The organism is Pseudomonas sp. Pseusp18 (genome assembly GCF_059506005.1).
Genome location: NZ_CP169240.1, coordinates 4,908,974 through 4,934,769 on the forward strand (window position 1 = coordinate 4,908,974; position 25,796 = coordinate 4,934,769).

Sequence of the window (25,796 nt, forward strand, 5' to 3'; positions counted from 1 at the left end):
TTGTTCTTCACAGAGCTCGGCCAAGCTGTTTCAAGCTTTTTCGGGCTGTCTGGCTAAAACGCTCTGCCGTGTCAGGCGCTGGCGTACCGGCCGCAAGCGCTCGTTTTATGGCGATATGAGGAGGACTTGCAGGAAACGCGCCAGCTCATGAATCCAGATAGAAGGCACAAAAAAGGGACGAATCCGGATCATGCACACCGGGTTCGTCCCTAAGCGTAAAGCGGGCCCAAGACCGCTTGCAGCTGTACATCCAGATTCAATCAGTTCGGTAACCAACCCTCGGCCCAGTAGTTGAGGTTATTGCCCTTGAGCATGTAATCGCGCAGCACTTCTTCGCGCAGCGCATCGCCCATGCGGTAGCTCGCATCAGGGTCGGACAGGTGCATGCGGATTGCCTCAAGCCACTCCTCGGTACTGTTACTCACGACTTTGGTACACGGCAGATAACCGCGATAGGCCTCGGTGTCGGTGCAAATCACCGGGTAACCGCAGGCGCCGTACTCCAGCAGACGCAGGTTGCTCTTGCAGTCGTTGAAGATGTGGAACTCCAGAGGAGCCAGTGCCAGGTCGAGGTTCAGGCTGGCCAGTTTGGCGGGGTAAGCCTCAAGAGCGACGCCCGTGTGAAACTCATGCACAAATGGCCGTAGCGCCTCGGGGCACATTCCGAAAAACACCCATTCGACTTCATTGGCAAGCAGACGCACCACGTCGGCAATAATTGCCAGGTCACCGTCATGACTGGTGCCGCCACCCCAGCCTACACGGGGTTTGCGCGAAGTACGTCGATGACTGGTGAGCCCCGTCCACAGATGCGGTGCAAGCATGTTCGGCACCACCCGAATGTCGTGATGCATGTCACGCAAGGCATCCGCCAGCGGCTGAGTCGATACCACGACCCGATCACACAATCCGACACCACGCCGCACCAGTTTGTCGACACCCACTTCGGCCTTGCGGATGTGTGCGTTCTTTTTCGGCACATCGATCACGTAATCGTCGAGCTCAAAAATCCGGAAGGCTTGCGAACAGTTTTTGATTCGCTCGACCTCATCGACAGCCCCTTGGCTGTAGCGCCCCTGCAGGATGATCACGTCGGGCGAACACCGCTCAAGTTCAATGTCCGTCGGCGTATGGTAGGTCATATGCCCTACCACTCGCCCCGCCGCCTCCAGCTCGAGGAACGGCTGGCTGACCCGATAATGCCCCACCGCCGTGGCGTTGATCGGAATCGCCAGGATCTTGGGCAGGGGCTGACGGGTGAAGGGATCCCACCCGTCCTTGAACCCAGGCTCCAGACTGAAATTGCTGGTGCCCAGACTCAGGTTCCGGTTATACGCCGGATCCCTGGCAACCAGGGGCAACCAGTTCCGGTAGAAGTGTTTCTGCTCAGCCTGCAGCACTTTGGGTGCAGGCCCGACAGTGGAAGCCGGGATCGCCTGCACCAGCTCGGCGTATGGTGTCCATACCACCAGGTAGCCGGCCTGCCGTACACGCAGACAAAAATCAGGACCATTAAGCGCCTGGGCCAAATGTTGTTCGTCCAACCCCTGCAAATCGTCGAAAACCTGCTTGCGTACCAGGAGACAATCGACGCCGACCGCACTGAAGTTCTGTACGGTTTGCTGACGCTGCATGTAGCCAGGGGCGTTGAGCAACTCTCCGCGATTGGGGACACCAATGGCCCCCCGCAACCCCAGAACCAGTGCCGAACCCTCGATCCGGCCCTGCGGACTCAGCATCCGCCCGCCAACTACACCGACCTCTGGGCGCAGGCCGTGATTCAGCAACTCGTCCAGCCAGTCGGCATTGACGATGATGTTGTGGGGGCTGAGCAACAGCAGATAGTCGCCCCGCGCCTGGGCCGCGGCGAAGTTATGCACCGCTGCCTGGTTGTCGCCATAGTCACAGCGCAGCACTCGCAGTTTGTCGCTGCCCATTTGCTCCATGGCCGCCAGCCAGCTACAGGCATCTGCGGCAATGCTGGCGTTATCGGCAATCAAAATCTCGTAACGCGAATAGGCCGTTTTTTCCAACAGACTTTCAACACAGCGCTGCAAAGAACCGATCTGGTCCCTGGTGGAGATGATGATCGATACAAGAGGCTGCTGGTCATGGAGGTAGTCAACACGATTGATCAGCGCCAGACTGCCGCTACGGATGCGGTGTGGCGCCTCAATACGCTGTAGATGCGCGGCAAGTACCCGAGGATTCTGCTCGATGACCTGGGGTTGCGAGAGCCACTGAGACAGGCGCAAAGCAGACTCCACGAGCACTTCGCTCACATGGCCGATGGCGTGCGGGCCATTGCTCTCCACCAGACGCCAGACCAGATCGTGAACACCCAGCTCATCGTAGCCCGCAACAATGCCACCAAGCTCGAGCACCCGCTGACGCTGCAAAGCGAGGACCCGGCCGATGTAAGGATAACTACGCATCAAGTCAAGATTGAAGTCCGGCTTGAACACGGGCTCGATCGACACCTCATCGCGCAGCCCTCCCTCATCGCTATAGAGACAGCGCACGTCCGGCATTTCGACCATGCGCTCGGCCAGCAGCAACAAGGCCAGCTCGTTCAAACGATCGCCCGCCCGGACCAGATAGATCCAGTCTGCCTCATCCAGTTGCCTCAGCAGTCGATTGAACTGAGCGACCGGTTCTTCCTGCAAACGTACATGACGCACACCTTCGCAGGGCGCATGCTCCGAACGGGAAATCACCACCACCTGCTCGGCGGCATAAACCTGCTGACGAATGCTCTTGAGCGTATCTTCCAGCGCTACGCTATTACCTTCGCTATCGATGACGATCGGCACAATCCGCGGACGCCAGGCCCACCCCTGCAGGCGGGCAGGCAAAAGACGCTGTTGAGCGGGGTTCAATGTGCGGCAAGACAACCATTCACGATACAGGTCGACAAAACTGTCGCAGTCGTCACCCACCCGGGAAAGCACCAGGGTGTGTATGAAACTCAGGGATCGGCCCAACCCCGACTCTTCCCAGGCATAGGGCTGACCATCGACTGCATCGGCCAGAGCCATATAGCGCACCCAGCCTGGTGCAGGTGCCGGCTCGCCACTGCGCAATGCAAGCATCTGTTTGAGCCAGTCGAGCTCTGTCGCCAGCGCATTCCTGACGTGTGGCTGATTACTCAATCGCGCCGGGTGCAGGCGCTCGAGACTCAGAACCTGACTGACGACAACCAGATTGCCGCGACGTAACAAACAGGCAAACAAGGCGAAGTCCAGGCGAGCCACGAAACCTTCACCGACCTGGGTCAACGCCGGCAAATACTCCAGCGCATGACAGGTACGCAGCAGCGCCCCGCTCAAACCGCTGAGGAAGTTGACCAGGGTGCTTTCCAGAATCCCCAACAGATCCTCACCCTTGAACAGCGTGATGCCAGTAGAAAAACAGCAGTTTTCCAGCCGCTCGGACAACAGGATGTAATCGCCGTCGCAAAACTGTCGCTGGGCGATGACCAGATTCACATCATCACGATCGATAAAACCTTCGATCTGCTGCTTGATGCACTCAGGCAACAGTTGATCGTCGTCGCACAGCAGCTTCAGATAATCGCCGCTGGCCTCTTGTGCGCAAGCCATGAGGTTACCCTGAAACCCCAAGCGTCGATCATTGCGCACATAACGTAACCGGATCGACTGCGGCACCTCACAATCCTCGACGATCCGGCGGATTTCGTCGCCGACACTGTCGTCGCAGACAATCACTTCGAGGTTGCTGTAGGTTTGATTCAGCGCGCTTTGCAACGCCGCCTGAAAGAACTGCGGATTGAAGGCGGGGATGGCGATGCTGACAAGAGGGACTGGTTTCACGGCAGGGGAACTCTCGAGCGGCGGAAGCTCACTCTAAAAAGAGTGGAGCCCCCCGGAACCGCTGAAAAAAGACGGTTTGCACTCGGCAATCTGCAACCCTCGCGATAAATCGCGAAGGCCTAGATTCAGACTTTGTTGAACAGCCCCAACTGAGCGATCTTGCTGAACGCCAATTGCGAGGCCTGCAACATGGTTTGCTGCAGGGTCAGGCGGGTCATCACTTCGGCCGGATCGGAATCGCGAATCGACGACTGGGTCTGGGTATTGGCCAGCGCCAGACTCTGGTTGATCTCGGTCTGAGTAGTCAATGACGAACCGCGCCCCCCCACGGAACTGATGCCGGCCGCCAACTGGTCGATGCCACTGGACAGATTGCCAATGCCTGAACCGATCGCCGCGTTTAATTGCTGGATGGCGATCGGGTTGTTGTTGGTCGGTGTCGCCAGTGCGGTCTTCAGTTGGCTGACGGTATCCAGAACGTTCTGTGTCTGGTGTGTGTTGACTGCAACGGAGAACTGGTCACCCGCAGCCGGTGTACCGGCCAACGTAAAGGTAACGCCGGACGCGGTTGCCGTGGCACCGGCCATGGTGCCGCTGGACACCGGTTTGCTGCTGGCGGTCAGTGGCGCGGCGTACAAATCGTAGTTCGTGGCGCTGGTGAACTTGAGGATCGCACTACCGTTCGGGAAACTGGCGTGGTAGTTGGCGCTGTTGGTGACCGCGGTACCGGTGACCAGTGCCGCCGAAGGATTCCCCGGGCTGCGAGACGTAGTGAAGCTGTCCGGCTTGGCCGCCAGGGTGAAACTGTGCCCGGTGATCACTGTACCCGGGACGTCACCCGCTTGCAGGTTGATGTTCAACTTCAGATCAACGCCACGGAAATTGACAGTCTGTGTGGCCGCACCGTTGGTGGAGCTGAACGCGCCGTTCTGACTGGCCTCGGCGGTGACGTCGTTACCTAGCGAATCGGTAATTTTCAACTGCGTGCCGCTGACGAAATCCACGGTGTAAGGCTCGCCGCTGCGGAACTTGGCGTTGTAGGTGACATCGGAGCCGACCTGACCGTTGGACAACACCACACGACCGTCATCGACCGCAGGCGCGGTGAGCGTGGTCTGAGTACGGCTGGTGTTGATCGCCTGCTGGAACACATCCCAACCAGTGCTGTTGGTGGCCATCGACTGGGTATCGCCAATCGGCAGATCCAGCGTGACCTGATCACCGTTATAGGCGTAGCTGCCATCGGTGTTGCGGGTGAACGGCACCACATCGCCCTTGGACCCGGAGAAGATGTACTTGCCGTTTTCATCCTTGGTGTTCATCAGGCTGAGCAGTTGCTCTTCAATCTGCCCCAGTTCGGAAGCGTTCGCCTGACGGTCGGCATCGGTATAGCCAGCGTTGCCTGCGCCGAGCGCCAGCTCTTTGGCGCGCTGCAGCACGTTGCCAATACTGGTCATCACCGACTCGGTCTGGCCGAGGGTGCCTTTGATGGTGGTCATGTTGGCCGAGTACTGGTCAAGCATCGAAGCCTGCTGACCCAATTGCAGCAAACGCGAAGCGCCGACCGGATCGTCGGCCGCGGTATTCACGCGAACCAGGCTGCTGGCCTCTTCGCTGCTCTTGACCACGTTGGAAAAGTTCTTCTGATAGTTGGCAGCAGAGGACTCGTAAAACTGGGCGGTAGAAATGCGCATGGGCTACGACTCCTTAAAGACTGTTGATCAGTGTGCTGAAGATTTCCTGCGCAGCCTTGATGATCTGCGAAGACGCGGTGTAGTACTGCTGATACTTGACCAGGTTGCCGGTTTCCTCATCGAGGTCGACACCGGACAACGAGTCGCGAGCGCCCTTGGCGTTGGCCAAAATCGCGGTGGTCGCAGCACTGTCGAGCTTGCCTTGCGCGGCCTTGGCACCGACGCCCGAGACCAGTTTGCCGTAGGCATCGTTCAGGGAAATACCGTTGCTGGCCGAACCGGTGTCCACGGCCTGCTTGGTCTGCAAGGCGGCCAGTGTGGTGCCGTTACGGTTATCCAGCGAACCCGGCTGGCTGAGCGATACGTTGATCGCGGTGCCGTTACCTGGCGAACCGGCCACGGTCATGTCGAACGACACAGTGCGCTGCACAACGGGCGGTCCCGGATCATTGATCGCGGCACCGGTGCCGTCGACCAGCGGAATGGTCAGGCTCAGCGTATTGTTCTGGCCCGGCACGATGGTGCCGCTGCTGAGCGAATTGCCTTGGGCATCGAGCATTTGGTAAGTCTGAGTCGTACCACCGGCCGCACCGAACACGATCTTGACCGGCGTCGAAGTCTTCAGGCCGTTCTGGATTGTGGTGGTGGTCGCCGTGTCGTAGATATCGAACTTGGTGGTCAGGGTCGGTTGACCGCTGGCCGGAATCGTCAGCGTGCCGCTGCCGCCCGCCGCAATGGCCGCGCCCAACGGTGCCGCGATGGCCAGACGTTTGGAGTCGGTCATCTCGGTCTTGATGTTGGTCGCCGCGTTGCGGGTCGGGGTGATCTTGAACGTGTCGCCGGCGGCTGCTGTGCCACCGGAAAGTGTCATGGAGAAACCATCGATCACCGGCGGTGGCGTGGTCAGCGTGCTGAACGCGCCCATGGCGGTGCCTTCAGGCAGACGCTGCACGGTGTAGTTGGTGGCGCTGGTGAAGGTGACCTTGTAATCGTTGATGGTCAGCTTGCCGCTGTCCTCGATGCTCACATCGAAGTTGCCTGAGCCGGCGCTGTTGCCGACCGTGGCAACGCTGCGCTGAGCCATTTGCGCTGCGGTGTTGATGCTATTGAACAGGTTCGAACCGAAATCACCGTTCTTGTCGATGCCCTGGGCCTGGACGGTGTTCATCTGATCGGCGACGACCAGCGCCACACGCCCCAGCTCGTTCATGGCCGGGTCCAGCACGGTGCTGCGATAACGCAGCAAGCCGCCCATTTCGCCACCGGTCATCACCGAGGTGATGTCGATGGTGCTCGAACCGCGATTGAGCTGAATGGCCGAGCGCGACGGATCGTCTTTGCTCGGCACCACTTCCAGCTTGCTGGCAGTGCTGCCCATGACCAGCGGCTGACCGCTGCCCAGGTAAATGTCGAGGTTACCGTCACGCTCGATCACTTGCGCACCGGTGAAGGTGGACAACTGGCGCACGGTCTCGTTGCGCGCGTCGAGCAAGTCGTTGGGTTGGCCGCCGGCGTTGGAAACTTCGGAGATCTTCTGGTTCAACTGGGCCACGGTGGCCGCCAGTTTGTTGACCTGATCGGCCATGTTCGTCAGGTTGCCGTTGATGTCCGCGTTCTGCGCGGTCAACTGGCTGGAGATCGAGTTGAAACGGTTACTCAGGGCTTGCGCATCGCTGAGCAGCAGTTGGCGGGAAGCATCGTCGCCCGGTTTCGCGTTGACGTTCTGTACCGAGGCGAAGAACTTGGTCAGGGCGCCGTTGAGGCCGGTACCGCTGTCCGACAGCAACTTATCGAGCGGGCTGATCTGCCCGGCATAGGCAGCCGAGTCACTGTTGAGCGAGGTGGTGGTTTGCAGTTGCGCATCGAGGTAGCTGTTGTACACCCGACGCACATCGGCCAAGGTCGTACCCGTGCCGATGTAGACATTGCCGAACTGATTCGAGGCTTTGCTGCCCTGCACGGTTTGCTGACGCGAGTAGCCTGCGGTGTCGGCGTTGGCAATGTTGTTACCGGTCACCATCAACGCGCTTTGGCCTGCGGATAAACCCGACATCCCGATGTTGAGCAAACTCATGATTCAAACCTTATGCCTTGTGCCTATAAAGGCGTAGTGGAAGCGCCCGCTGCAGCGTAGTTTTGGTAACTCGTCATCTGCTTGGCTATCTGCGAAATCTTGCTTGCGTAATCCGGGTCGGTTGCATACCCGGCTTTTTGCAACTCGCGTACAAACTGTTCTGGGTTATCGGCCGACTTCAGCACATCTTGATAGCGATTGTTGCTTTGCAGCAGCGTCACAAGGTCATGGAAACTGTCCTTGTAAGAGGCGTAGGAACGGAACTCGGCCGTCTCCTTGACCATCTGGCCATTTCTGAATTCGCTGGTGATTGCCCGCGCCGAATCGCCCTTCCAGTTACCGCTGGCCTTGATCCCGAACAGGTTGTGGCTACTGCTGCCATCCTGGGCGCGCATGACCGATTTGCCCCAACCGGTTTCCAGGGCGGCCTGAGCCACCAGGTAACGCGGATCGACACCGATACGGTCGGCGGCTTCTTTGGCCATTGGCAGCATGGTGTTGACGAATTCGTCGGCGGAGCTGAAGGCTTTCTTCGCCGGCGCCAGGGGGATTTGAGCCATGGCACGACCATAAATCTGCAGGCGCCCGCTGGAGGTCGTATCCGTTTGGGAAGCCAGCCAGTCGCCGTTGTACAGCGGGCCGGAACCGGTCGTGGTGCTCGGCGGCACCTGGATTTTGTTTTGCGTTGCGGAGGCGGTCGTTGCCGTGGTCGATGCCGATGGCACCAGCCCGGCGAGCAAACGGTCGGCCAGTTTCGGTGGCAGCGCCAGACGCCGCTGATTGATCAGCGCCATGTCGTTGCGGTGTGCGCCCTCGCCCGCACCTGCCGGCGCCCGCACCGCGCGTGAAGCCCACAACGGGCGCTCGCCGTTGAGGCGCGACAGCGGCCCATTGGTGGCGACCGTACCGGCGGCAATCGGTGTTTCCACGGCGGCCTTCGCGGCGGCTTGCTTGGCGGCAGACGCTGCAGCAGCCTCACCCGGTGCCAACGGTTTGTTCTTCGACATCTGGCGCATCAGCACGTCAGCCAGGCCGATACCGCCGCCTTCACGGGACAGGGAAACGGCCAACTGCTGGTCGTACATTTCCTGGTATTGCTTGGCCGCCGGCGTGTTGAGCGGATTGTCCTTGCCCAACGCTTCGGTGGCCGAGCGCATGGACTTGAGCATTTCACCGAGGAACAGCGACTCGAATTCCTGCGCCACTTTGCGCATGTTCGCATCGCTGTTCTTGTCGCCGACCTTGAGCTGATTCAAACGATTCAGGTCCGAGTAAGAACCCGAATCGCTGCTGCTGACCAGACCGCTTTTGCGCATATCCATGTTCGCCGTCCTCAGATCACGATCAGGTCGGCTTGCAACGCGCCGGCCTGTTTCAACGCTTCGAGGATCGCCATCAAGTCACCCGGCGCTGCGCCGACCTGGTTCACCGCACGAACGATCTCGTCGAGGGTGGTGCCCGGGCCGAACTTGAACATCGGCTTGGCTTCTTGCTGAGCGTTGACCCGCGAACGCGGCACGACCGCCGTCTGCCCGTTGGACAGAGGGCCGGGCTGGCTGACGATCGGGTCTTCGGTGATGGTCACGGTCAGGCTGCCGTGGGTCACGGCGGCCGGGGAAACCTTGACGTTCTGGCCAATCACGATGGTGCCGGTGCGCGAGTTGATGATGACTTTCGCCACCGCCTGACCCGGATCGACTTCGAGGTTTTCGAGGATCGACAAATAGTCGACCCGCTGGCTCGGATCGAGTGGCGCAGTCACGCGGATCGAGCCGCCATCGATGGCCTGAGCGACGCCAGGGCCAAGCATGTCGTTGATCTTGTCGACGATGCGCTTGGCCGTAGTGAAGTCCGAACGGTTGAGGTTCAGGGTCAGGCTGTTGCCCTGATTGAAGCCGCTCGGCACTGCACGCTCGACCGACGCACCGCCGGGGATGCGACCGGCCGACGGAACGTTGACGGTGATCTTCGAACCGTCACGACCTTCGGCATCGAAACCACCGACCACCAGATTGCCCTGAGCGACGGCGTAGACGTTGCCATCGATACCTTTGAGCGGCGTCAACAGCAAGGTGCCGCCGCGCAGGCTCTTGGAGTTACCGATGGACGCTACGGTGATATCTATCTGCTGACCTGGCTTGGCGAACGCTGGCAAATCGGCGCTGATCGACACGGCCGCGACGTTCTTCAATTGCACGTTGCCGGAACCTGGCGGCACCTTGATGCCGAACTGCGAGAGCATGTTGTTGAAGGTCTGCAGGGTGAACGGGGTCTGGGTCGTCTGGTCACCGGTGCCGTTAAGCCCGACTACCAGGCCATAGCCGATCAATTGGTTGGAACGCACGCCGGAAATACTGGCGATGTCCTTCAGCCGTTCGGCTTGAGCATCGAAGGCTGCGCACAGCAAAAGAGCGCCCACCATCAGGTGTTTAAGATTCAACATAGCCACCTAGAAAGGGAACAGCGGGCTGAGGAAGAAACGGTCGAACCAGCCTGGCTGACTCGCATCGGCAAACGCACCGGTGCCCGAATAGGTGATGCGTGCATCGGCGACGCGGGTCGACGACACGGTGTTATCGGTGGCGATGTCATCGGCACGAACGAGGCCGGCAATCCGTACCAATTCGTCACCGGTGTTGAGAGTCAGCCACTTCTCGCCGCGCACAGCGATGATGCCGTTGGGCAACACGTCGGCAACGGTCACAGTGATCGAACCGGTCAGGCTGTTGCTCTGGCCGGTCTTGCTGTCGCCCTTGCTTGCACGATCAGCTTTGTAGCCGGCGTTCAGGCTCAAGTCGTTGCCACCGATCGGGTTGTTGGTGGTCAGGCTGGAGCCGAACAGCGAGGTCAGGCCGACACTGGTGTCGCTGGTCTTGTCGATCTGCGAGTTGGCGTTCTTGCTCGCCTGGGTGCGCTCGTTCAGGGTGATGGTGATGATGTCACCGACCCGGAACGCCTTGCGGTCGCTGTACAGGTTCTGTTCGAAACCGGCCTGGTAGATCGAGCCGTTATTGGCGGCAGCCGGCAGCGGCGTGCGCGGCAACACCGGGGCGTAGTAAGGGTCATTGGGCTTTGGCGTCGGACCGACGCACCCCGCCAGCGCGGCGACCCCACTCAGTGCCAGAACAGATACGAAGCGATTCATGACCCTACCTCACGGTGTTGCAGGCGACCTCATGGCCGCCTCATAGACTTGATTACAGATTCTGCGTTACGAACGAGAGCATCTGGTCGGCGGTGGAGATCACTTTGGAGTTCATCTCGTAGGCGCGCTGAGTGGTGATCATGTTGACCATCTCTTCAACGGTGCTGACGTTGGACGTTTCCAGAGTGTTCTGCAGCGTGGTGCCAAAACCGGCCAGGCCCGGGGTGCCGACTTGCGGCGCGCCACTGGCAGCGGTTTCCAGGAACAGGTTGTTACCCACCGCTTGCAGACCGGCCGGGTTGATGAAGTCGGCGGTTTGCAGGTTGCCGATCACTTGGGAGGCGGGGTTGCCGGCAACGGTGATGGACACGGTGCCGTCACGACCAACGGTGAACGTCTGGGCGTTGTTCGGAATGACAATGGCCGGCTCCAGGGCAAAGCCGCTGGCGTTGACGATCTGACCGTTGGAATCCAGGTGGAAGGTACCGTCACGGGTGTAGGACGTGGTGCCATCGGGCTGCAGGATCTGGAAGAAACCGCGACCGTCGATGGCCATGTCCAATGGCTGCTCGGTGGTTTGCAGGCTGCCGGCGGTGAAGTTTTTCTGGGTGCCGACGATGCGCACACCGGTACCCACTTGCAGACCCGACGGCAGTTCGCTGTCCTGGGTCGACTGGGCGCCTGGCTGGCGTTTGATCTGATACAGCAAGTCCTGGAACTCGGCGCGGTCACGTTTGAAACCCGTGGTCGATACGTTCGCCAGGTTGTTGGAAATGGTGGTGAGGTTGGTGTCCTGGGCGGACAGACCTGTTTTGGCAACCCATAGAGCCGGAAGCATTCGTTTCTCCTCGTGCGCCTGTTTTACGGCGCGACGTTCTGATAATTAGCTGATCTGCAAGACCCGAGCCATGGCCTGGTCATCGTCTTTGGCGGTGTTCATCATCTTGACGTGCAGCTCGAACTGCTTGGCCAGCGCCAGTACCGAAGTCATTTCTTCCACGGCATTGACGTTGCTCGACTCGAGAAACCCAGACACCAGTTTGACGCCGGCATCGGCCTGCGCCGGCTTGCCGTCCTTGGTGTGGATCGAACCGTCCAGGCCTTTGGTCATGTTCTTGAAGTCCGGGTTGACCAGCTTGATGCGGTCGACTTCGGCCATCACACGCGGGCCCTCGCCCATCGCACGGATGCTGACGGTGCCGTCTTCGCCGACTTCGATCTGCTGCTCGGGCGGCACGGCAATCGGCCCGCCATTGCCCATCACCGGCATGCCGTTGCCGGCGCGCAGTACGCCCAGCGCGTCAACGTTCAGGCTGCCGGTGCGCACGTAGCTTTCACCGCCATCGGGGTTTTGCACGGCGATCCAGCCGTTGCCTTGCACCGCGACATCAAGGTCGCGACCGGTTTGCACCAGGGCGCCCGGGGAGAAGTCGGTGGCCGGACGTTCGCTCATGGCAAACGCACGCGCCGGAAAGCTGTCACCAAACACCGGCATCGAACGGGCCTGCTCCAGGTCCTTCTGAAAACCATTGGTAGAGATGTTCGCCAGGTTGTTGGCATGGGCCTTCTGCGCCAGTGCATTCTGGCTGGCGCCGGTCATTGCCACATAAAGGTACTTGTCCACACTCTTTCCTCTGCATGCCGGACGTTTGCCGCCCACCGCTGTACTGCTGAGCCATAAGCAATTTGCAGACCAACTTTTTTCTGGCGGCGCCGGGCCCGGCAAACAAAGGACTTGAGGGGTTTAGAGGGGATTGGGGGAATGAATCAAAGACGAAAAACCGGCGGTGTCATGCCGCTTCGCGGCAACAAAGCAAAAGATCGCAGCCTCGTTGCACTCGACAGCTCCTACATTGGAATGCGATCCCCCTGTAGGAGCTGCCGAAGGCTGCGATCTTTTGATCTTAAATGCTGCTGTCCTTACCCACCTCATACTCGCGCAACTTATTGGCAATGGTGGTATGGGAAACCCCCAGTCGCTTGCCCAGTTGCCGACTGCTCGGATACTCGGAATACAAGCGCTCCAACACGGCTTTCTCGAAGCGCCCGACAATCTCGTCCAGCCCACCCTCGAGGGAGAAATCGCCAAGCGGCTGACGCACGCCGTAGTCCGGCAGACGAATGTGCTCGGCTTTGACGGTGCCGCCCTCGCACAGGGAAACCGCCTGAAACAGCACGTTTTCCAACTGCCGCACGTTACCCGGCCAGTGATAATGACTGAGCCGTTCCATCGCCGCCGGCGCCAGTTTCGGCAGTGGGCAACCGATCTGTCGACTGGCCTGATCGAGGAAGTGTTCCACCAGCGGCGCCAGTCCATCGAGGCATTCGCGCAGCGGCGGGATGTGCAGCGAGAGCACGTTCAAGCGGTGGTACAAGTCCTGGCGAAACTCACCGCGAGCACACAGTTCGGACAAGTCCACCTGAGTCGCGCAGATCACCCGCACATCCAGATAAACCTCTTCATCGCTGCCGACACGACGGAAGCAACCGTCCTGCAGAAAGCGCAGCAATTTCACCTGCAAGCGCGGGCTCATTTCGCCGACGCCATCGAGAAACAACGTACCGCCCGCCGTCAGCTCCAGGAGCCCGAGCTTGCCTTCGGCCCGCGCCCCTTCGAAGGCGCCGGGGCCGTAGCCGAACAATTCAGTCTCGGCCATGGACTCAGGCAGGCCGGCGCAGTTGAGCGCCATCAGCGGTGATTGCCCACGCGGGCTCGCCAGGTGGCAGGCCCGCGCCAACAACTCTTTGCCGGTGCCGGTTTCGCCTTCGATCAATAGCGGCGCATCCAGCGGTGCCATGCGCCGTGCTTCGCGAACCACCGCTGCCATCACTTTCGAACTTTGGAAAATGCTGTCGAAGCCGCGCAACTCCTGTTTGCGCACGTTATAGATGCGCTCGCCCACCCGGTCCGCCCGGTGCAGCGTCAACACCGCACCGGCCATGGCCTCGCTTTCGTCATGCTCCGATTGCAGCGGCGCGATGTCGGCGAGAAACACGTCACCCTTGACCTTCACCCGCAAGCCGTTGATCCGCGACTTGTTGGCGCGCACCAGTTCCGGCAAATCGAAGTCTTCGGCGTACCGAGACAGCGGAATCCCCGGCACCTCATCCACCCGCACCCCGAGCAATTGCGCCGCCGCACGGTTGGCCGCGACGATGGAACCGCCCATGTCGATCGACAGCACCGGAAACTCCAGAGCACCGAGCAAGGCATTGAGCTCCATGTGCCGACGCTCGCTGGGCATCAGCCCTACACGCTTGACGCCGAACACCCCGCCAATCGCCTCGAACTTCGGTCGCAACGCCTGGAACTGAATGTTGATCAGGTTCGGGCAGTGCAGATAGATCGCATTGCCATGCTCACCGCCCACCTCGCCGCGAGCGACGTTGATCCCGTACTCGACCAACAGGTTGAGAATGTCGCGCAGGATACCGATGCGGTTCTGGCAGTGAACTTTGATACGCATATAAAGGCCCGTAACAGGGGTGATTGAGGCCCGACGCAAGGAAATTTCTGCGCGAACGCCAAGTTAGTCGTCAAGATTATGTGACACTCGTGATCCATTTCAAACACGGAAATATCAATACTTACGCCACAGCAGCAAAACCGTAACGAATACTTTACGAAAAGCTTTGATTTTTCCTACATAGCGCGCGGATCACCTGCTGCAAAGTCGCACACCTTGGCGTATCTCTAATTCCAGAGCAGGACATAAAACAAGAACGTATCCCCTAGCAGGAGAGCAGTATGAAGCACACGCAATACGTGGCTCGCGAGCCCGATGCGCAAGGTTTTATCGACTACCCCGCTGAAGAACACGCGGTGTGGAATACGCTGATCACTCGCCAACTGAAAGTGGTCGAGGGTCGTGCGTGCCAGGAATACCTGGACGGTATTGAAAAACTCGGTCTGCCCCACGACCGCATTCCGCAACTCGGCGAAATCAACAAAGTCCTCGGTGAAACCACCGGCTGGCAAGTTGCCCGGGTGCCCGCGCTGATTCCCTTCCAGACCTTTTTCGAATTGCTGGCGAACAAGCAGTTTCCGGTGGCGACCTTTATTCGTACCCGCGAAGAGCTGGATTACCTGCAAGAGCCGGACATTTTCCACGAGATCTTCGGCCACTGCCCGTTGCTGACCAACCCCTGGTTCGCCGAATTCACCCACACCTACGGCAAACTCGGCCTACAGGCTTCCAAGGAAGAACGCGTGTACCTGGCGCGCCTGTACTGGATGACCATCGAGTTCGGTCTGGTCGACACGCCGCAAGGCCTGCGCATCTATGGCGGCGGCATTCTGTCCTCGCCGAAAGAAACTGTTTACGCCCTGTCGGACGCACCTGAGCATCAGGCCTTCGACCCACTGGAATGCATGCGTACGCCTTATCGCATCGACATTCTGCAGCCGCTGTACTTTGTCCTGCCGAACCTCAAGCGCCTGTTCGATCTGGCCCACGAAGACATCATGGGCATGGTCAAACAAGGCATGCAGCTTGGGTTGCACGCACCGAAATTTCCGCCAAAAGCTGCGTGACCCGCAGCTTTTAGAATCAAGTGAGCCTGTCAGGAACCAGCGCTTTGGTTTAGCGTGGTGTCACTGACGGCCGATTTCCAATAATTCGATTTCAGGAACCCATCATGTCCACATTGAACCAAGCCCATTGCGAAGCCTGCCGCGCCGATGCCCCTCAGGTCAGCGACGAAGAACTGCCGATCCTGATCAAGCAGATCCCTGACTGGAACATCGAAGTGCGCGACAGCGTGATGCAGCTGGAAAAAGTTTTCCTGTTCAAAAACTTCAAACACGCGCTGGCGTTCACCAACGCCGTTGGCGAAATCTCCGAGGCCGAAGGTCACCACCCGGGTCTGCTGACCGAGTGGGGCAAAGTCACCGTGACCTGGTGGAGCCACTCCATCAAGGGCCTGCACCGCAACGACTTCATCATGGCCGCGCGCACTGACGAAGTAGCCAAAGACGCCGAGGGCCGCAAATAATGCATTTCGACGCCATCGGCCGAGTACCCGGCGACCCGATTCTCGGCCTGATGGAGGCCTATGCGCAGGACCCTAACCCGCGCAAGTTCGACCTTGGCGTGGGTGTCTACAAAGACGCCCAGGGCCTGACGCCAATCCCTGAAGCGGTGAAGCTTGCCGAGCAGCGCCTGGTGGATCGCCAGGCCACCAAGACTTACATCGGCGGCCACGGCGATGCGGCGTTCGGCAAAGTCATCAACGAGCTTGTGCTGGGTGCTGATTCGGCGCTGATCGCCGAGCAACGGGCCGGCGTCACGCAAACGCCGGGCGGCACCGGCGCACTGCGCTTGAGCGCCGACTTCATCGCCCAGTGCCTGCCGGGCCGTGGCGTGTGGCTGAGCAGTCCGACCTGGCCGATCCACGAAACGATTTTCGCGACAGCCGGGGTCAAGGTCAGTCACTACCCGTACGTGGGCAGCGATAACCGCCTCGATGTCGAAGCGATGCTGGCGGTGCTCAATCAAGCACCGAAGGGCGATGTGGTGCTGCTGCACGCCTGCTGCCACAACCCGACCGGTTTCGACCTGTCCCATGACGATTGGCGCCGGGTGCTGGACGTGGTGCGCAGTCGCGACTTGCTGCCTCTGATCGACTTCGCCTATCAGGGCTTCGGCGATGGCCTGGAGCAAGATGCCTGGTCGACCCGGCTGTTCGCCGCCGAGTTGCCGGAAGTGCTGATCACCAGTTCCTGCTCGAAGAACTTCGGCCTGTACCGCGACCGCACCGGCGCACTGATTGTCTGCGCACAAACCGCCGACAAGCTGGTGGACATCCGCAGCCAATTGGCCAACATCGCCCGCAACCTATGGTCGACACCGCCGGATCACGGCGCCGCCGTGGTCGCGACCATCCTTGGCGATCCAGAGCTGAAAAGCCGCTGGGCCGACGAAGTGGAAGCCATGCGTTTGCGCATCGCCCAGCTGCGCAGTGGCCTGGTCGAAGCGCTCGAACCCCACGGCTTGCGCGAGCGGTTTGCGCACATTGGTGTGCAACGCGGGATGTTTTCCTACACCGGTTTGTCGCCGGAGCAGGTCAAGCAACTGCGCGAACATCACAGTGTGTACATGGTCAGCTCGGGCCGGGCGAACGTGGCGGGGATCGATGCGACACGCCTGGACCTGCTGGCCGAGGCCATCGCTGACGTCTGCAAGTAACACGATGCAATGGCGAGCTCCCTGTGGCGAGGGAGCTTGCTCCCGCTCGAGCGCGTAGCGGTCGCAAAAACTGCAACCGATTTCTAACGCAAAGAACCCATTGCCTGCATTGGGGCCGCTCAGCGACCCAGCGGGAGCAAGCTCCCTCGCCACAGTGGGTCTTTGCCTCCTGCAGACCTGTCTAGACAATCCCATCCGTCGTAACAAATGGATATAAAGTCTATTTGTCATTTTTCCTGCTGTATCCTGCCCAGGCTTTTTTAAAAGCGCGGATCTACCAGATCTATCAACAGACTTAGCGAGGAGCGCGAAACATGCACGAGATCCCTAATCTCCCCTTCCCAAGCCTGCACGAAACTGAGCAGACAACCACGCAACAAGCCGGCGCCCAACAGCCCGAGCCGAAAGAAGCACCTGAACGCCGCCAGGCCGACAGAGAAGACTGATACACCTGCAATGCCAGACCGTGTGGAAAGCGCTAACATGCGCTTTCCACACTGCCTGAACCGCGAGCCCGCACCATGAGCGATGATTTCACTGAAGCCCAGGCCAGCGTCCTGATCGGCACCGCCGAGAAGATGATCGAGATCTGGAATCGCCTTTCCCCCGAGAAACAAGCCGCCCTGCTGACCCGCTTCGGCAGCGAAGAAAATGCCCTGGCCGCCCTGGTCACGACGCAACTGGTCGCCCCCGCAAAATCCTGATTCATCCCGTTCGGCAATTAGTTTTACTTTTTCACGCCCTGCGACCGTCCACGCCGCTATCATAAGCAGCCTATCTATCCTGCTGCCCCGTGGACCTTTTACCCATGTCTGAAACCCAGCGCCCCCTGGCGGTCACGCTGCAAGTCGTTTCCATCGTCCTGTTCACTTTCATCGGTTACCTCAATATCGGTATTCCCCTGGCCGTATTGCCGGGCTACGTCCACAGCGACCTCGGCTTCGGCGCGGTGATCGCCGGGCTGGTGATCAGCGTGCAATACCTGGCCACCCTTCTCAGCCGCCCTTACGCAGGGCGCATCATCGATAACAAGGGCAGCAAACTGGCGGTGATGTATGGCCTCGCCGGCTGTGGTTTGAGCGGCGTGTTCATGCTGATTTCGGCCTGGACGCAAAGCCTGCCGATGCTGAGTTTGATCAGCCTGTTGATTGGCCGCCTGATCCTCGGCAGCGCGGAAAGCCTGGTCGGCTCCGGGTCGATCGGCTGGGGCATCGGCCGGGTCGGCGCGGCGAACACCGCCAAGGTCATCTCCTGGAACGGCATCGCCAGTTACGGCGCGTTGGCGGTCGGCGCACCACTGGGGGTGCTGCTGGTGAGTCAATTGGGTTTGTGGAGCATGGGCGTGAGCATCGTGCTGCTCGCCGTGCTGGGCGTGGCGCTGGCCTGGCCGAAAACCGCGGCGCCGATTGTCGCCGGTGAGCGTTTGCCGTTCATGCATGTGCTGGGACGGGTGTTCCCTCATGGCTGCGGCCTGGCACTGGGCTCCATCGGCTTTGGCACCATCGCGACCTTCATCACCCTGTATTACGCCACTCAGCATTGGTCCAACGCGGTGCTGTCCCTGAGTTTGTTCGGCGCCAGTTTCATTGGCGCACGGTTGCTGTTCGGCAATCTGATCAACCGCCTCGGCGGCTTTCGCGTGGCGATTGCCTGCCTCTCGGTGGAAACCCTCGGGCTGTTGCTGCTGTGGCTGGCGCCAGATGCTCATTGGGCACTGGCCGGTGCGGCGCTGAGCGGTTTCGGCTTTTCGCTGGTGTTCCCGGCCTTGGGCGTGGAAGCGGTCAATCTGGTGCCGGCCTCCAGCCGTGGCGCAGCCGTTGGGGCCTATTCGCTGTTTATCGATTTGTCACTGGGGATTACCGGACCGCTGGCGGGTGCGATTGCTGCAGGATTTGGTTTTGCCTCGATCTTCCTGTTTGCCGCCCTCGCCGCTTTGAGCGGATTGATGTTGAGCGTTTACTTGTACCGGCAGGCACCCAAGTATCGGGAAGAGCGTGAGGCCCGCTAAAAATCCACCTTGCCCCGCCCGGCCTTGATGCTGCCGCGCTTGGTCTTGGATTCGAGCCGACGCTTTTTCGAGCCCAGAGTCGGCTTGGTCGGGCGGCGTTTCTTTTCCACTTTGGTAGCGCTGAGGATCAACTCGGTCAGACGCTCCAGCGCGTCGGCGCGGTTCTGCTCCTGCGTGCGGTATTGCTGGGCCTTGATGATCAACACCCCTTCGCTGGTGATGCGACTGTCGCGCAACGCCAGCAGCCGTTCCTTGTAAAACTCGGGCAGGGACGAGGCCGGAATGTCGAAGCGCAGGTGCACCGCACTGGAAACCTTGTTGACGTTCTGCCCTCCGGCGCCCTGGGCGCGAATGGCTGTCAACTCGATCTCGGCATCCGGCAGATGCACGTTGTTGGAAATCACCAGCATGGAAAAGCGTCCGTATTCAGAGCGCGCAGGATACCGCGAATAGACAGAAGGAATACGCTCCCACAGGTATTGCATCGCCCACAAAAAACCCGGCGCATTGGCCGGGTTTGGTGTTTCTGCGCGTTGCGTTATTTCACCGCAACCTGCAACGCCTGCTGGGCGCTGCGCTTGTGCTTGATGCCGTAGCAGATCCACATGAACGCGACCCACACCGGAATCGCATACACCGAGACCTGGATGCCCGGAATCAGCAGCATCACGCCGAGAATGAACACTACGAACGCCAGGCAGATGTAGTTGCCGTACGGGTACCACAGGGCCTTGAACAGCGGCGTCTGCTTGGTGTTGTTCATGTGCTGGCGGAACTTGAAGTGCGAGAAGCTGATCATCGCCCAGTTGATCACCAGGGTCGCAACCACCAACGACATCAACAGTTCCAGCGCGTTTTGCGGGATCAGGTAGTTCAGCAACACCGCGATCAACGTCACAGCAGCCGACGCCAGGATCGAACGTACCGGCACGCCACGCTTATCGATCTTCGACAAGGCTTTCGGCGCATCGCCCTGCTCGGCCATGCCCAGCAGCATGCGGCTGTTGCAATAGGTGCCGCTGTTGTACACCGACAGCGCCGCGGTCAGGACCACGAAGTTGAGGATGTGCGCGGCGGTGTTGCTGCCGAGCATCGAGAACACCTGCACGAACGGGCTGCCGCTATAGGCATCGCCAGACGCATTCAGTGTCGTCAGCAGGCTGTCCCAAGGGGTCAGCGACAACAGGACCACCAGCGCACCGATGTAGAAAATCAGGATCCGGTAGATCACCTGGTTGATGGCTTTCGGGATCACGGTTTTTGGCTTGTCGGCTTCAGCAGCAGTGAAACCGAGCATTTCCAGGCCGCCGAAGGAGAACATGATGATCGCCATGGCCATCACCAGGCCGCTGACACCGTTCGGGAAGAAACCGCCGTGGGACCACAGGTTGGTCACCGAGGCTTGCGGGCCGCCGTGGCCGCTGACCAACAGATAGCTACCCAAAGCAATCATGCCAACGATCGCCACGACCTTGATGATCGCGAACCAAAACTCGGCCTCACCGAAGACTTTGACGTTGGCCAGGTTGATCGCGTTGATCAGCACAAAGAACGCAGCAGCGGAGACCCAGGTCGGGATATCCGGCGCCCAGTAGTGGATGTATTTGCCGACCGCGGTCAGCTCCGACATGCCCACCAGGATGTACAGAATCCAGCAGTTCCAGCCCGACAGGAAACCGGCAAAACCACCCCAGTATTTATGCGCGAAGTGGCTGAAGGAGCCGGCCACCGGCTCTTCGACGATCATTTCGCCCAGTTGGCGCATGATCATGAAGGCGATGAAGCCGCAAATGGCGTAGCCGAGAATCATCGACGGGCCGGCGGATTTGAGCACGCCGGCCGAGCCGAGGAACAACCCGGTACCGATCGCGCCACCGAGGGCGATCAGTTGAATATGGCGATTTTTCAGGCCGCGTTTCAGCTCGCCTGAATGCGAGTTTTGTCCACTCATGAAAAGGGTCTCACGCAAGGTTTGATGATGTTCAGTAGACGTTGCTGCTCGGTTGCGATTTCAAGCAGCGCCGATCAAACCCCAGCGCAGGCACCAGGAGTTCAGCGTTTTTACGACAGTCATGCGTCACCTGTTTGTTTTTATCTGTGACGAAATCGAACCCGACACGCTCGTGACGCGGCGGAGTGAACAAAGCGGATAGCCTTGAGGTTTGCGCTGTTGCGCAGAGGGTCACAGTTAAAACGCGGCGCATTGTACACCTGTAACCCCCTGCTGCCAGACACCGCTGGATCAGCGCGTCGGTTGCCGGGATTGCCTGTGTCCGCCTCGAGGGTCTCGGGCGGCTGCAAAAATTGAGTCAGACCTTTGCAGGTCTTCGACGGGGGCAGCGGAAAAATCGCCCCACGGAGAGAGATGGAGATGAGTCACGGCGTTCATTGCGCCTCCTTCTTGTTATGCACCTGCACGACAGGCATGGGGCGCATCTCACCTTTCAATCGAGGCCGAGACAAGCGCGCCAGAGCCCTTGAACAGCACCATCGCGGCGGCGGACGGCAGGTTTTCCTTACAGCCCTTTCCTCAGCGGCATTCCACGGGGTTTGGGGGCGCTTTTCGTAAGGATTTATTTACAGTGCGTAACGCAAGTTTTCCAAATCAGATCCAGAGACCCGCTGACTGTAAATTGACGATAGGAAGCTTCCTAAGGAGTTTTCCAACTTAGTTTTCTGTTTTTTATTAAGAAATTTACTTTCTACAAAATGGAATAATTAGTTCAAATGAAAATTGTTTAATTATTTTTTTGCATTTCAAAAACCTGTGAACTAGGTTTTCAGCGACTTGCCGAGCCGCATCGACCGGCAAGTTGACGCGCTCTTCAATGAATGAAAAACGCGCCGCTGTTCTTACCGAAAAAGTCATTCAGGAGATTCACCATGCAAGCACTGGACAAAGACTTGGACACTGAACTGCAACTGGACGATTGGTTTGAAGCACCGACCCATGAAGCCGCCGTTGAAATGATGCAAGCCGACGCGGTTGTTCCGTTCGGCACGGCGATGTGGCCTCTGTAAGACATCCCGGCGGGTACGATCCGGCCGGTCGTGCCCGCCACTTACCAGGTTTGTCAGGGAGGACTCCATGGATAAGCAGCGCGCCATCTCGCATTTCCTTTACTACCTCGAACATCACCCAGCCGTTGCCGGCATCAACCCGGCGAAGGTCTTGCTCGGCCATACCGCTGATTACGAGGCGCTGACCGGCGCCATCGCCGAACAGGCCGGCAACAGCCCAAGGTTCAGCTTCAGCGCAGTGCGCCTGGACCTCGAACCCACCGAATTACTGGCCCAGGCGATTGCCGACAGCGATCTGTACATTTTCTTCTACGACTCTTCTACCCTGCCCAACCCGCGTCCCGACGGCCCGGACTTTGTCCGCGCGCTGCAAGGCGTGATGGCGGAAAACTGGAAGAAGTCGCTGCTGTTCAAGGATTACGGCGATTATTTCTACGACACGTTCAGTGTCACCCCACAGCGGATTGCCGGGTTGAACAGCCACCTGATCCAGCGCATGTCCCAGGCCACCACTTTAAGTTTCAAAGATGATCATGGCTCGTGGTTCGAAACACCGTTGAGCAGTATCAAGAAGTGGACCGACATCAATGGTGTCGGCAACTTCGACCTGGCGCCCGGCGAGATTGCCACCCATAGCGAGGCGATTAATGGCCGGGTGAAGTTCATGGGGACGTTCCTCAGCACGATTCCGTTTGCCCGCAAGTACGGCGTACTCGAATCACCGCTGGAGTTGTGGATCGAGAACTCGACCATCAGCAAAATCGCCACCGATGTGCCGGGACTGGAACATGACTTCAACAAATACCTGGACGCCAATCCGTCCAACCGGCGCATCGAGGAGTTGGGGATCGGCACCAACGAAGGTGTGAAAGAGTTGTATGCGCGCAATGCCGGGTTCGAAGAGCGACATTGCGGTTTGCACTTGGGGTTGGGCGGAGGCGCCAAGGGCAGCCATCATCTGGACCTGATCTTCTCTGGCGGCGTGCTGGCGCTGGATGATGAGCCGGTGTTTGATGGGCGGTTTGTCTTCTGAGCAACACCGGCCCCTGTGGCGAGGGAGCTTGCTCCCGCTCGGGTGCGCAGCAGCCGCAAAACCTGCCGACGCGGCTTGCCTGACATAACGAGGTGAATGGTTTTGGGGCCGCTTCGCGACCCAGCGGGAGCAAGCTCCCTCGCCACAACTCTACCTACATATTGAGAACCGGTTCTGCCAGGCACAAAAAAACGCCATCCCGAGGGATGGCGTTTTTCATGGGGCGCTTACCGATTACTCAGGCTTGCGACGACCGAAGCCCGGACGCTGGCCGGAGCCGGCGGGTGCGCCGCGGCGCTTGCCCGATGGCGCGTCCTTGTCGACCAGCACGATGCCTGGGCGTTTCTTCGGCGCCGGCTTGGCCGGGCGCTTGGTGTCGGCCGGGCGGTCTGCCACTGGCGTACCACGGCCGGCAGGCGCACCGCGATCGCTACGACCACCGGACGGAGCGCCACGGCCTTCGCCACGCTCAGTACGACCGTTGGCCGGACGTGGCGTGCGTGGACCGCGCTCGCCGTCCTGGCGTGGCGCTGGCTTGCGGGCCGGGCGCTCGCCTTCGATCTGCGGCTCGCGAGATGGACGCGGGCCGGCAGCTGGAGCGCCAGCGGCTGGACGCAAGGTCCGTACGCGTTCGGTCTTGCCCACCGGGCGGGACGATTTGCGCTGCATACGCTCGAGCTTGTCTTTGCTTTTGGCGTTCATTTGCGGCATCGCCACCGGCGTCAGGCCGACTTCAGCACTCAGAATGTCGACTTCCTGCTGGCTCATTTCGCGCCAGCGACCCATCGGCAGGTCGGAGTTGAGGAACACCGGACCGAAACGCACGCGCTTCAGACGGCTGACCACCAGGCCCTGGGACTCCCACAGACGACGAACTTCGCGGTTACGACCTTCCATCACCACGCAGTGGTACCAGTGGTTGAAACCTTCGCCACCTGGTGCCTGCTTGATGTCGGTGAATTTGGCCGGGCCGTCTTCGAGCACCACGCCTGCCTTCAGACGCTCGATCATCTCGTCGTCGACTTCACCACGTACACGGACGGCGTATTCACGGTCCATTTCGTAAGACGGGTGCATCAGGCGGTTGGCCAGCTCACCGTCGGTGGTGAACATCAGCAGACCTGTGGTGTTGATGTCCAGGCGACCAATGTTGATCCAGCGACCTTCTTTCGGGCGCGGCATCTTGTCGAACACGGTCGGACGGCCTTCCGGGTCGTCACGGGTGCAGATTTCACCGTCGGGCTTGTTGTACATGATCACGCGGCGAACCGACTCGGCGGCTTCTTCGCGCTTGATCACCTTGCCGTCGATGGTGATGGCGTCATGCAGGTCGACGCGCAGGCCAAGGGTGGCGTCTTTGCCATTGACCTTGATGCGGCCGTGGCTGATCCAGGCTTCTACGTCACGGCGCGAGCCGACGCCGATACGGGCGAGGACTTTCTGCAGTTTTTCGCCTGCTGGGCCGATTTCCTGGTCGTCTTTCTGGTCGTTGATACTCATCTGGGCACCTCCCGGTGTGATCAAGTTCAGGCCTTGGCCTGAAGATGTGAAATCTGGTCGTTTGACGAAGGGATCGTCAAAGGGTCGCGAATCATACGCTCATGGAAGCGTTCGCGCATCAGAGACTAGCTGATCGACCGTCAGTTATTGGTTTTTCCGCCGGCCGGTGGTGGATGGAGGAACAAGATCAAAAGATCGCAGCCTCGTTTCACTCGACAGCTCCTACAGGATCGATGTTCGCCGAAATATCGCGGGTAAACACCGCCCCCGTAGGAGCTGCCGCAGGCTGCGATCTTTTGACGGCTTCAATCCTCGAACTGGCGGCGTTCGGCCTCGATCGCTTCGGCCAGGGCCCGGGCTTCGGCTTCTTCATCGCTGAGTTCAGGTTCGGGCTTGGGTTGTTCAAGCGCGGCAACCGCGGCCAGCAGTTTCTCGCGAGCCTCGGCAACGCCAAGAATGTCATCCTCAAGCTCTGGTTCCTGCTCTTCTTCGTCAGCAACTGACGCCTCAACCTGAAGCTCTAGCTCGACTTCCGGCTCCGGCTGCTCCGATACCTCTTCAGTCTCGGTCAACTCGCCATCGCGCAGCAAATCGTCGAAATCAGTCTTGAGCCCCTCCTCCATGGTGTCCAGTTCCAGCAACAAAGTGTGGAAGCTGGTTTCTTCCTTGGGCTCTTCCGGCTCGGCGCTGGCATCTGCCAACTCTTGCAACCCGGCCGGCACCGGTGCGTCGTCGAACTCGAGCATCGGCTCGGGCTCCAGCTCCCGAAGCTCGGCCAGCGGCGGCAGGTCGTCGAGGTTCTTCAGGTTGAAGTGATCGAGAAAGGCCTTGGTGGTGGCGAACATTGCCGGTTTGCCGGGCACGTCACGGTAACCGACGATGCGGATCCACTCACGCTCCAGCAGGGTTTTGACGATGTGGCTGTTGACCGCCACACCGCGCACGTCTTCGATCTCGCCCCGGGTGATCGGCTGTCGATAGGCGATCAGGGCCATGGTTTCGAGCATGGCGCGCGAGTAACGCTGCGGCCGTTCTTCCCACAGGCGCCCGACCCACGGCGCGAACTTTTCGCGGATCTGCAGGCGATACCCGGAGGCGACTTCCTTCAGTTCGAAGGCTCGGCCGTCGCAGGATTTGCCCAGAATTGTCAGCGCTTTCTTGAAAACCGCTGGTTCGGGCCGCTCGCCTTCTTCGAAGAGTTCGAACAGGCGCTCAAGCGATTGCGGTTTTCCCGAGGCCAACAGAAAGGCTTCAAGCAGCGGCGCCAGCTCGCGGGGTTCAGTCAGGTTCATGATTCAAC

The 25,796-nt window shown here is 59.7% G+C and carries 21 protein-coding genes; 8 read left to right on the forward strand and 13 right to left on the reverse strand.

Annotated features, from left to right (window positions below; all coding sequences use genetic code 11):
* Positions 1-260: 260 nt before the first annotated feature.
* The 9 genes from ACEN9A_RS21895 to ACEN9A_RS21935 all read right to left on the reverse strand — a co-directional run bounded on the left by ACEN9A_RS21895 (position 261) and on the right by ACEN9A_RS21935 (position 14,213).
* Positions 261-3,833, reverse strand: a complete 3,573-nt coding sequence (locus ACEN9A_RS21895; protein WP_019648082.1) for a glycosyltransferase — start codon at positions 3,831-3,833, stop codon at positions 261-263.
* A 125-nt stretch (positions 3,834-3,958) separates the two neighbouring features.
* Complete coding sequence (locus tag ACEN9A_RS21900; RefSeq protein ID WP_019648081.1) at positions 3,959-5,527, reverse strand: flagellar hook-associated protein 3; 1,569 nt, start codon at positions 5,525-5,527, stop codon at positions 3,959-3,961.
* A gap of 13 nt (positions 5,528-5,540) precedes the next feature.
* Positions 5,541-7,601, reverse strand: coding sequence for a flagellar hook-associated protein FlgK (gene flgK / locus ACEN9A_RS21905; RefSeq protein WP_019648080.1), 2,061 nt, complete (start codon positions 7,599-7,601; stop codon positions 5,541-5,543).
* A gap of 23 nt (positions 7,602-7,624) precedes the next feature.
* Positions 7,625-8,923: a flagellar assembly peptidoglycan hydrolase FlgJ gene (gene flgJ, locus ACEN9A_RS21910; protein WP_019648079.1), complete on the reverse strand. Its 1,299-nt coding sequence runs from the start codon at positions 8,921-8,923 to the stop codon at positions 7,625-7,627.
* An 11-nt stretch (positions 8,924-8,934) separates the two neighbouring features.
* Positions 8,935-10,044 carry a flagellar basal body P-ring protein FlgI gene (locus ACEN9A_RS21915; protein ID WP_018929948.1) on the reverse strand — a complete coding sequence of 370 codons (1,110 nt, stop codon included), beginning with the start codon at positions 10,042-10,044 and terminating at the stop codon, positions 8,935-8,937.
* 6 nt (positions 10,045-10,050) lie between these two features.
* The gene (gene flgH, locus ACEN9A_RS21920; protein ID WP_007938561.1) at positions 10,051-10,746 is read right to left on the reverse strand and encodes a flagellar basal body L-ring protein FlgH; all 696 of its coding nucleotides are present in this window, start codon (positions 10,744-10,746) and stop codon (positions 10,051-10,053) included.
* Positions 10,747-10,798: 52 nt separating this feature from the next.
* On the reverse strand, positions 10,799-11,584 hold the full coding sequence (gene flgG / locus ACEN9A_RS21925) for a flagellar basal-body rod protein FlgG (RefSeq protein ID WP_018929947.1): 786 nt from the start codon (positions 11,582-11,584) through the stop codon (positions 10,799-10,801).
* 45 nt (positions 11,585-11,629) lie between these two features.
* A complete protein-coding gene (locus ACEN9A_RS21930; RefSeq protein WP_026345695.1) occupies positions 11,630-12,370 on the reverse strand; it encodes a flagellar basal body rod protein FlgF in 741 nt (246 codons plus the stop codon).
* A 280-nt stretch (positions 12,371-12,650) separates the two neighbouring features.
* Positions 12,651-14,213, reverse strand: a complete 1,563-nt coding sequence (locus ACEN9A_RS21935) for a sigma-54-dependent transcriptional regulator (protein WP_258670595.1) — start codon at positions 14,211-14,213, stop codon at positions 12,651-12,653.
* 281 nt (positions 14,214-14,494) lie between these two features.
* Between ACEN9A_RS21935 and phhA the strand changes: the two genes are divergently transcribed.
* The 6 genes from phhA to ACEN9A_RS21965 all read left to right on the forward strand — a co-directional run bounded on the left by phhA (position 14,495) and on the right by ACEN9A_RS21965 (position 18,942).
* Positions 14,495-15,280 (forward strand): phenylalanine 4-monooxygenase, encoded by a 786-nt coding sequence (phhA, locus tag ACEN9A_RS21940; RefSeq protein ID WP_258670597.1) that lies wholly within the window; start codon positions 14,495-14,497, stop codon positions 15,278-15,280.
* Positions 15,281-15,384: 104 nt separating this feature from the next.
* On the forward strand, positions 15,385-15,741 hold the full coding sequence (locus ACEN9A_RS21945) for a 4a-hydroxytetrahydrobiopterin dehydratase (protein ID WP_007938547.1): 357 nt from the start codon (positions 15,385-15,387) through the stop codon (positions 15,739-15,741).
* Complete coding sequence (locus tag ACEN9A_RS21950; RefSeq protein WP_408981095.1) at positions 15,741-16,934, forward strand: amino acid aminotransferase; 1,194 nt, start codon at positions 15,741-15,743, stop codon at positions 16,932-16,934. Before ACEN9A_RS21945 ends, ACEN9A_RS21950 begins: the two co-directional genes overlap by 1 nt.
* 314 nt (positions 16,935-17,248) lie before the next feature.
* Positions 17,249-17,380, forward strand: a complete 132-nt coding sequence (locus ACEN9A_RS21955; RefSeq protein ID WP_007938543.1) for a hypothetical protein — start codon at positions 17,249-17,251, stop codon at positions 17,378-17,380.
* Positions 17,381-17,455: 75 nt separating this feature from the next.
* On the forward strand, positions 17,456-17,638 hold the full coding sequence (locus ACEN9A_RS21960; protein WP_258670602.1) for a hypothetical protein: 183 nt from the start codon (positions 17,456-17,458) through the stop codon (positions 17,636-17,638).
* Positions 17,639-17,742: 104 nt separating this feature from the next.
* Positions 17,743-18,942 carry an MFS transporter gene (locus ACEN9A_RS21965; RefSeq protein WP_204125154.1) on the forward strand — a complete coding sequence of 400 codons (1,200 nt, stop codon included), beginning with the start codon at positions 17,743-17,745 and terminating at the stop codon, positions 18,940-18,942.
* On the opposite strand, the gene arfB is transcribed toward ACEN9A_RS21965, so the two are convergent.
* The gene (arfB, locus tag ACEN9A_RS21970) at positions 18,939-19,352 is read right to left on the reverse strand and encodes an alternative ribosome rescue aminoacyl-tRNA hydrolase ArfB (protein ID WP_007938537.1); all 414 of its coding nucleotides are present in this window, start codon (positions 19,350-19,352) and stop codon (positions 18,939-18,941) included. The two genes, ACEN9A_RS21965 and arfB, sit on opposite strands and share 4 nt — an antisense overlap.
* Before the next feature lie 128 nt (positions 19,353-19,480).
* Positions 19,481-20,893 (reverse strand): amino acid permease, encoded by a 1,413-nt coding sequence (locus ACEN9A_RS21975; protein WP_258670606.1) that lies wholly within the window; start codon positions 20,891-20,893, stop codon positions 19,481-19,483.
* A 932-nt stretch (positions 20,894-21,825) separates the two neighbouring features.
* On the opposite strand from ACEN9A_RS21975, the gene ACEN9A_RS21980 reads away from it, so the two are divergent.
* Positions 21,826-21,963 (forward strand): hypothetical protein, encoded by a 138-nt coding sequence (locus ACEN9A_RS21980; RefSeq protein WP_007938535.1) that lies wholly within the window; start codon positions 21,826-21,828, stop codon positions 21,961-21,963.
* A gap of 67 nt (positions 21,964-22,030) precedes the next feature.
* Positions 22,031-22,996, forward strand: a complete 966-nt coding sequence (locus tag ACEN9A_RS21985) for a M29 family metallopeptidase (RefSeq protein WP_258670609.1) — start codon at positions 22,031-22,033, stop codon at positions 22,994-22,996.
* 234 nt (positions 22,997-23,230) lie between these two features.
* Here ACEN9A_RS21985 and rluB read toward each other — a convergent pair whose 3' ends face one another.
* Both rluB and scpB read right to left on the reverse strand, forming a co-directional pair.
* On the reverse strand, positions 23,231-24,496 hold the full coding sequence (gene rluB, locus ACEN9A_RS21990; protein ID WP_018929938.1) for a 23S rRNA pseudouridine(2605) synthase RluB: 1,266 nt from the start codon (positions 24,494-24,496) through the stop codon (positions 23,231-23,233).
* Between the two features lie 305 nt (positions 24,497-24,801).
* A complete protein-coding gene (gene scpB / locus ACEN9A_RS21995; protein WP_258670611.1) occupies positions 24,802-25,788 on the reverse strand; it encodes an SMC-Scp complex subunit ScpB in 987 nt (328 codons plus the stop codon).
* Positions 25,789-25,796 lie beyond the last annotated feature (8 nt).

Bases quoted from the DNA above. Each gene is read 5' to 3' on its own strand.
- scpB (WP_258670611.1), bottom strand. From the start codon at position 25,788: ATGAACCTGACTGAACCCCGCGAGCTGGCGCCGCTGCTTGAAGCCTTT.
- ACEN9A_RS21985 (WP_258670609.1), top strand. From the start codon at position 22,031: ATGGATAAGCAGCGCGCCATCTCGCATTTCCTTTACTACCTCGAACAT.
- ACEN9A_RS21980 (WP_007938535.1), top strand. From the start codon at position 21,826: ATGCAAGCACTGGACAAAGACTTGGACACTGAACTGCAACTGGACGAT.
- flgJ (WP_019648079.1), bottom strand. From the start codon at position 8,923: ATGGATATGCGCAAAAGCGGTCTGGTCAGCAGCAGCGATTCGGGTTCT.
- phhA (WP_258670597.1), top strand. From the start codon at position 14,495: ATGAAGCACACGCAATACGTGGCTCGCGAGCCCGATGCGCAAGGTTTT.
- flgK (WP_019648080.1), bottom strand. From the start codon at position 7,601: ATGAGTTTGCTCAACATCGGGATGTCGGGTTTATCCGCAGGCCAAAGC.
- ACEN9A_RS21945 (WP_007938547.1), top strand. From the start codon at position 15,385: ATGTCCACATTGAACCAAGCCCATTGCGAAGCCTGCCGCGCCGATGCC.
- flgG (WP_018929947.1), bottom strand. From the start codon at position 11,584: ATGCTTCCGGCTCTATGGGTTGCCAAAACAGGTCTGTCCGCCCAGGAC.
- rluB (WP_018929938.1), bottom strand. From the start codon at position 24,496: ATGAGTATCAACGACCAGAAAGACGACCAGGAAATCGGCCCAGCAGGC.
- ACEN9A_RS21915 (WP_018929948.1), bottom strand. From the start codon at position 10,044: ATGTTGAATCTTAAACACCTGATGGTGGGCGCTCTTTTGCTGTGCGCA.
- ACEN9A_RS21950 (WP_408981095.1), top strand. From the start codon at position 15,741: ATGCATTTCGACGCCATCGGCCGAGTACCCGGCGACCCGATTCTCGGC.
- ACEN9A_RS21955 (WP_007938543.1), top strand. From the start codon at position 17,249: ATGCACGAGATCCCTAATCTCCCCTTCCCAAGCCTGCACGAAACTGAG.
- flgH (WP_007938561.1), bottom strand. From the start codon at position 10,746: ATGAATCGCTTCGTATCTGTTCTGGCACTGAGTGGGGTCGCCGCGCTG.
- ACEN9A_RS21960 (WP_258670602.1), top strand. From the start codon at position 17,456: ATGAGCGATGATTTCACTGAAGCCCAGGCCAGCGTCCTGATCGGCACC.
- ACEN9A_RS21900 (WP_019648081.1), bottom strand. From the start codon at position 5,527: ATGCGCATTTCTACCGCCCAGTTTTACGAGTCCTCTGCTGCCAACTAT.
- ACEN9A_RS21965 (WP_204125154.1), top strand. From the start codon at position 17,743: ATGTCTGAAACCCAGCGCCCCCTGGCGGTCACGCTGCAAGTCGTTTCC.
- ACEN9A_RS21975 (WP_258670606.1), bottom strand. From the start codon at position 20,893: ATGAGTGGACAAAACTCGCATTCAGGCGAGCTGAAACGCGGCCTGAAA.
- arfB (WP_007938537.1), bottom strand. From the start codon at position 19,352: ATGCTGGTGATTTCCAACAACGTGCATCTGCCGGATGCCGAGATCGAG.
- ACEN9A_RS21935 (WP_258670595.1), bottom strand. From the start codon at position 14,213: ATGCGTATCAAAGTTCACTGCCAGAACCGCATCGGTATCCTGCGCGAC.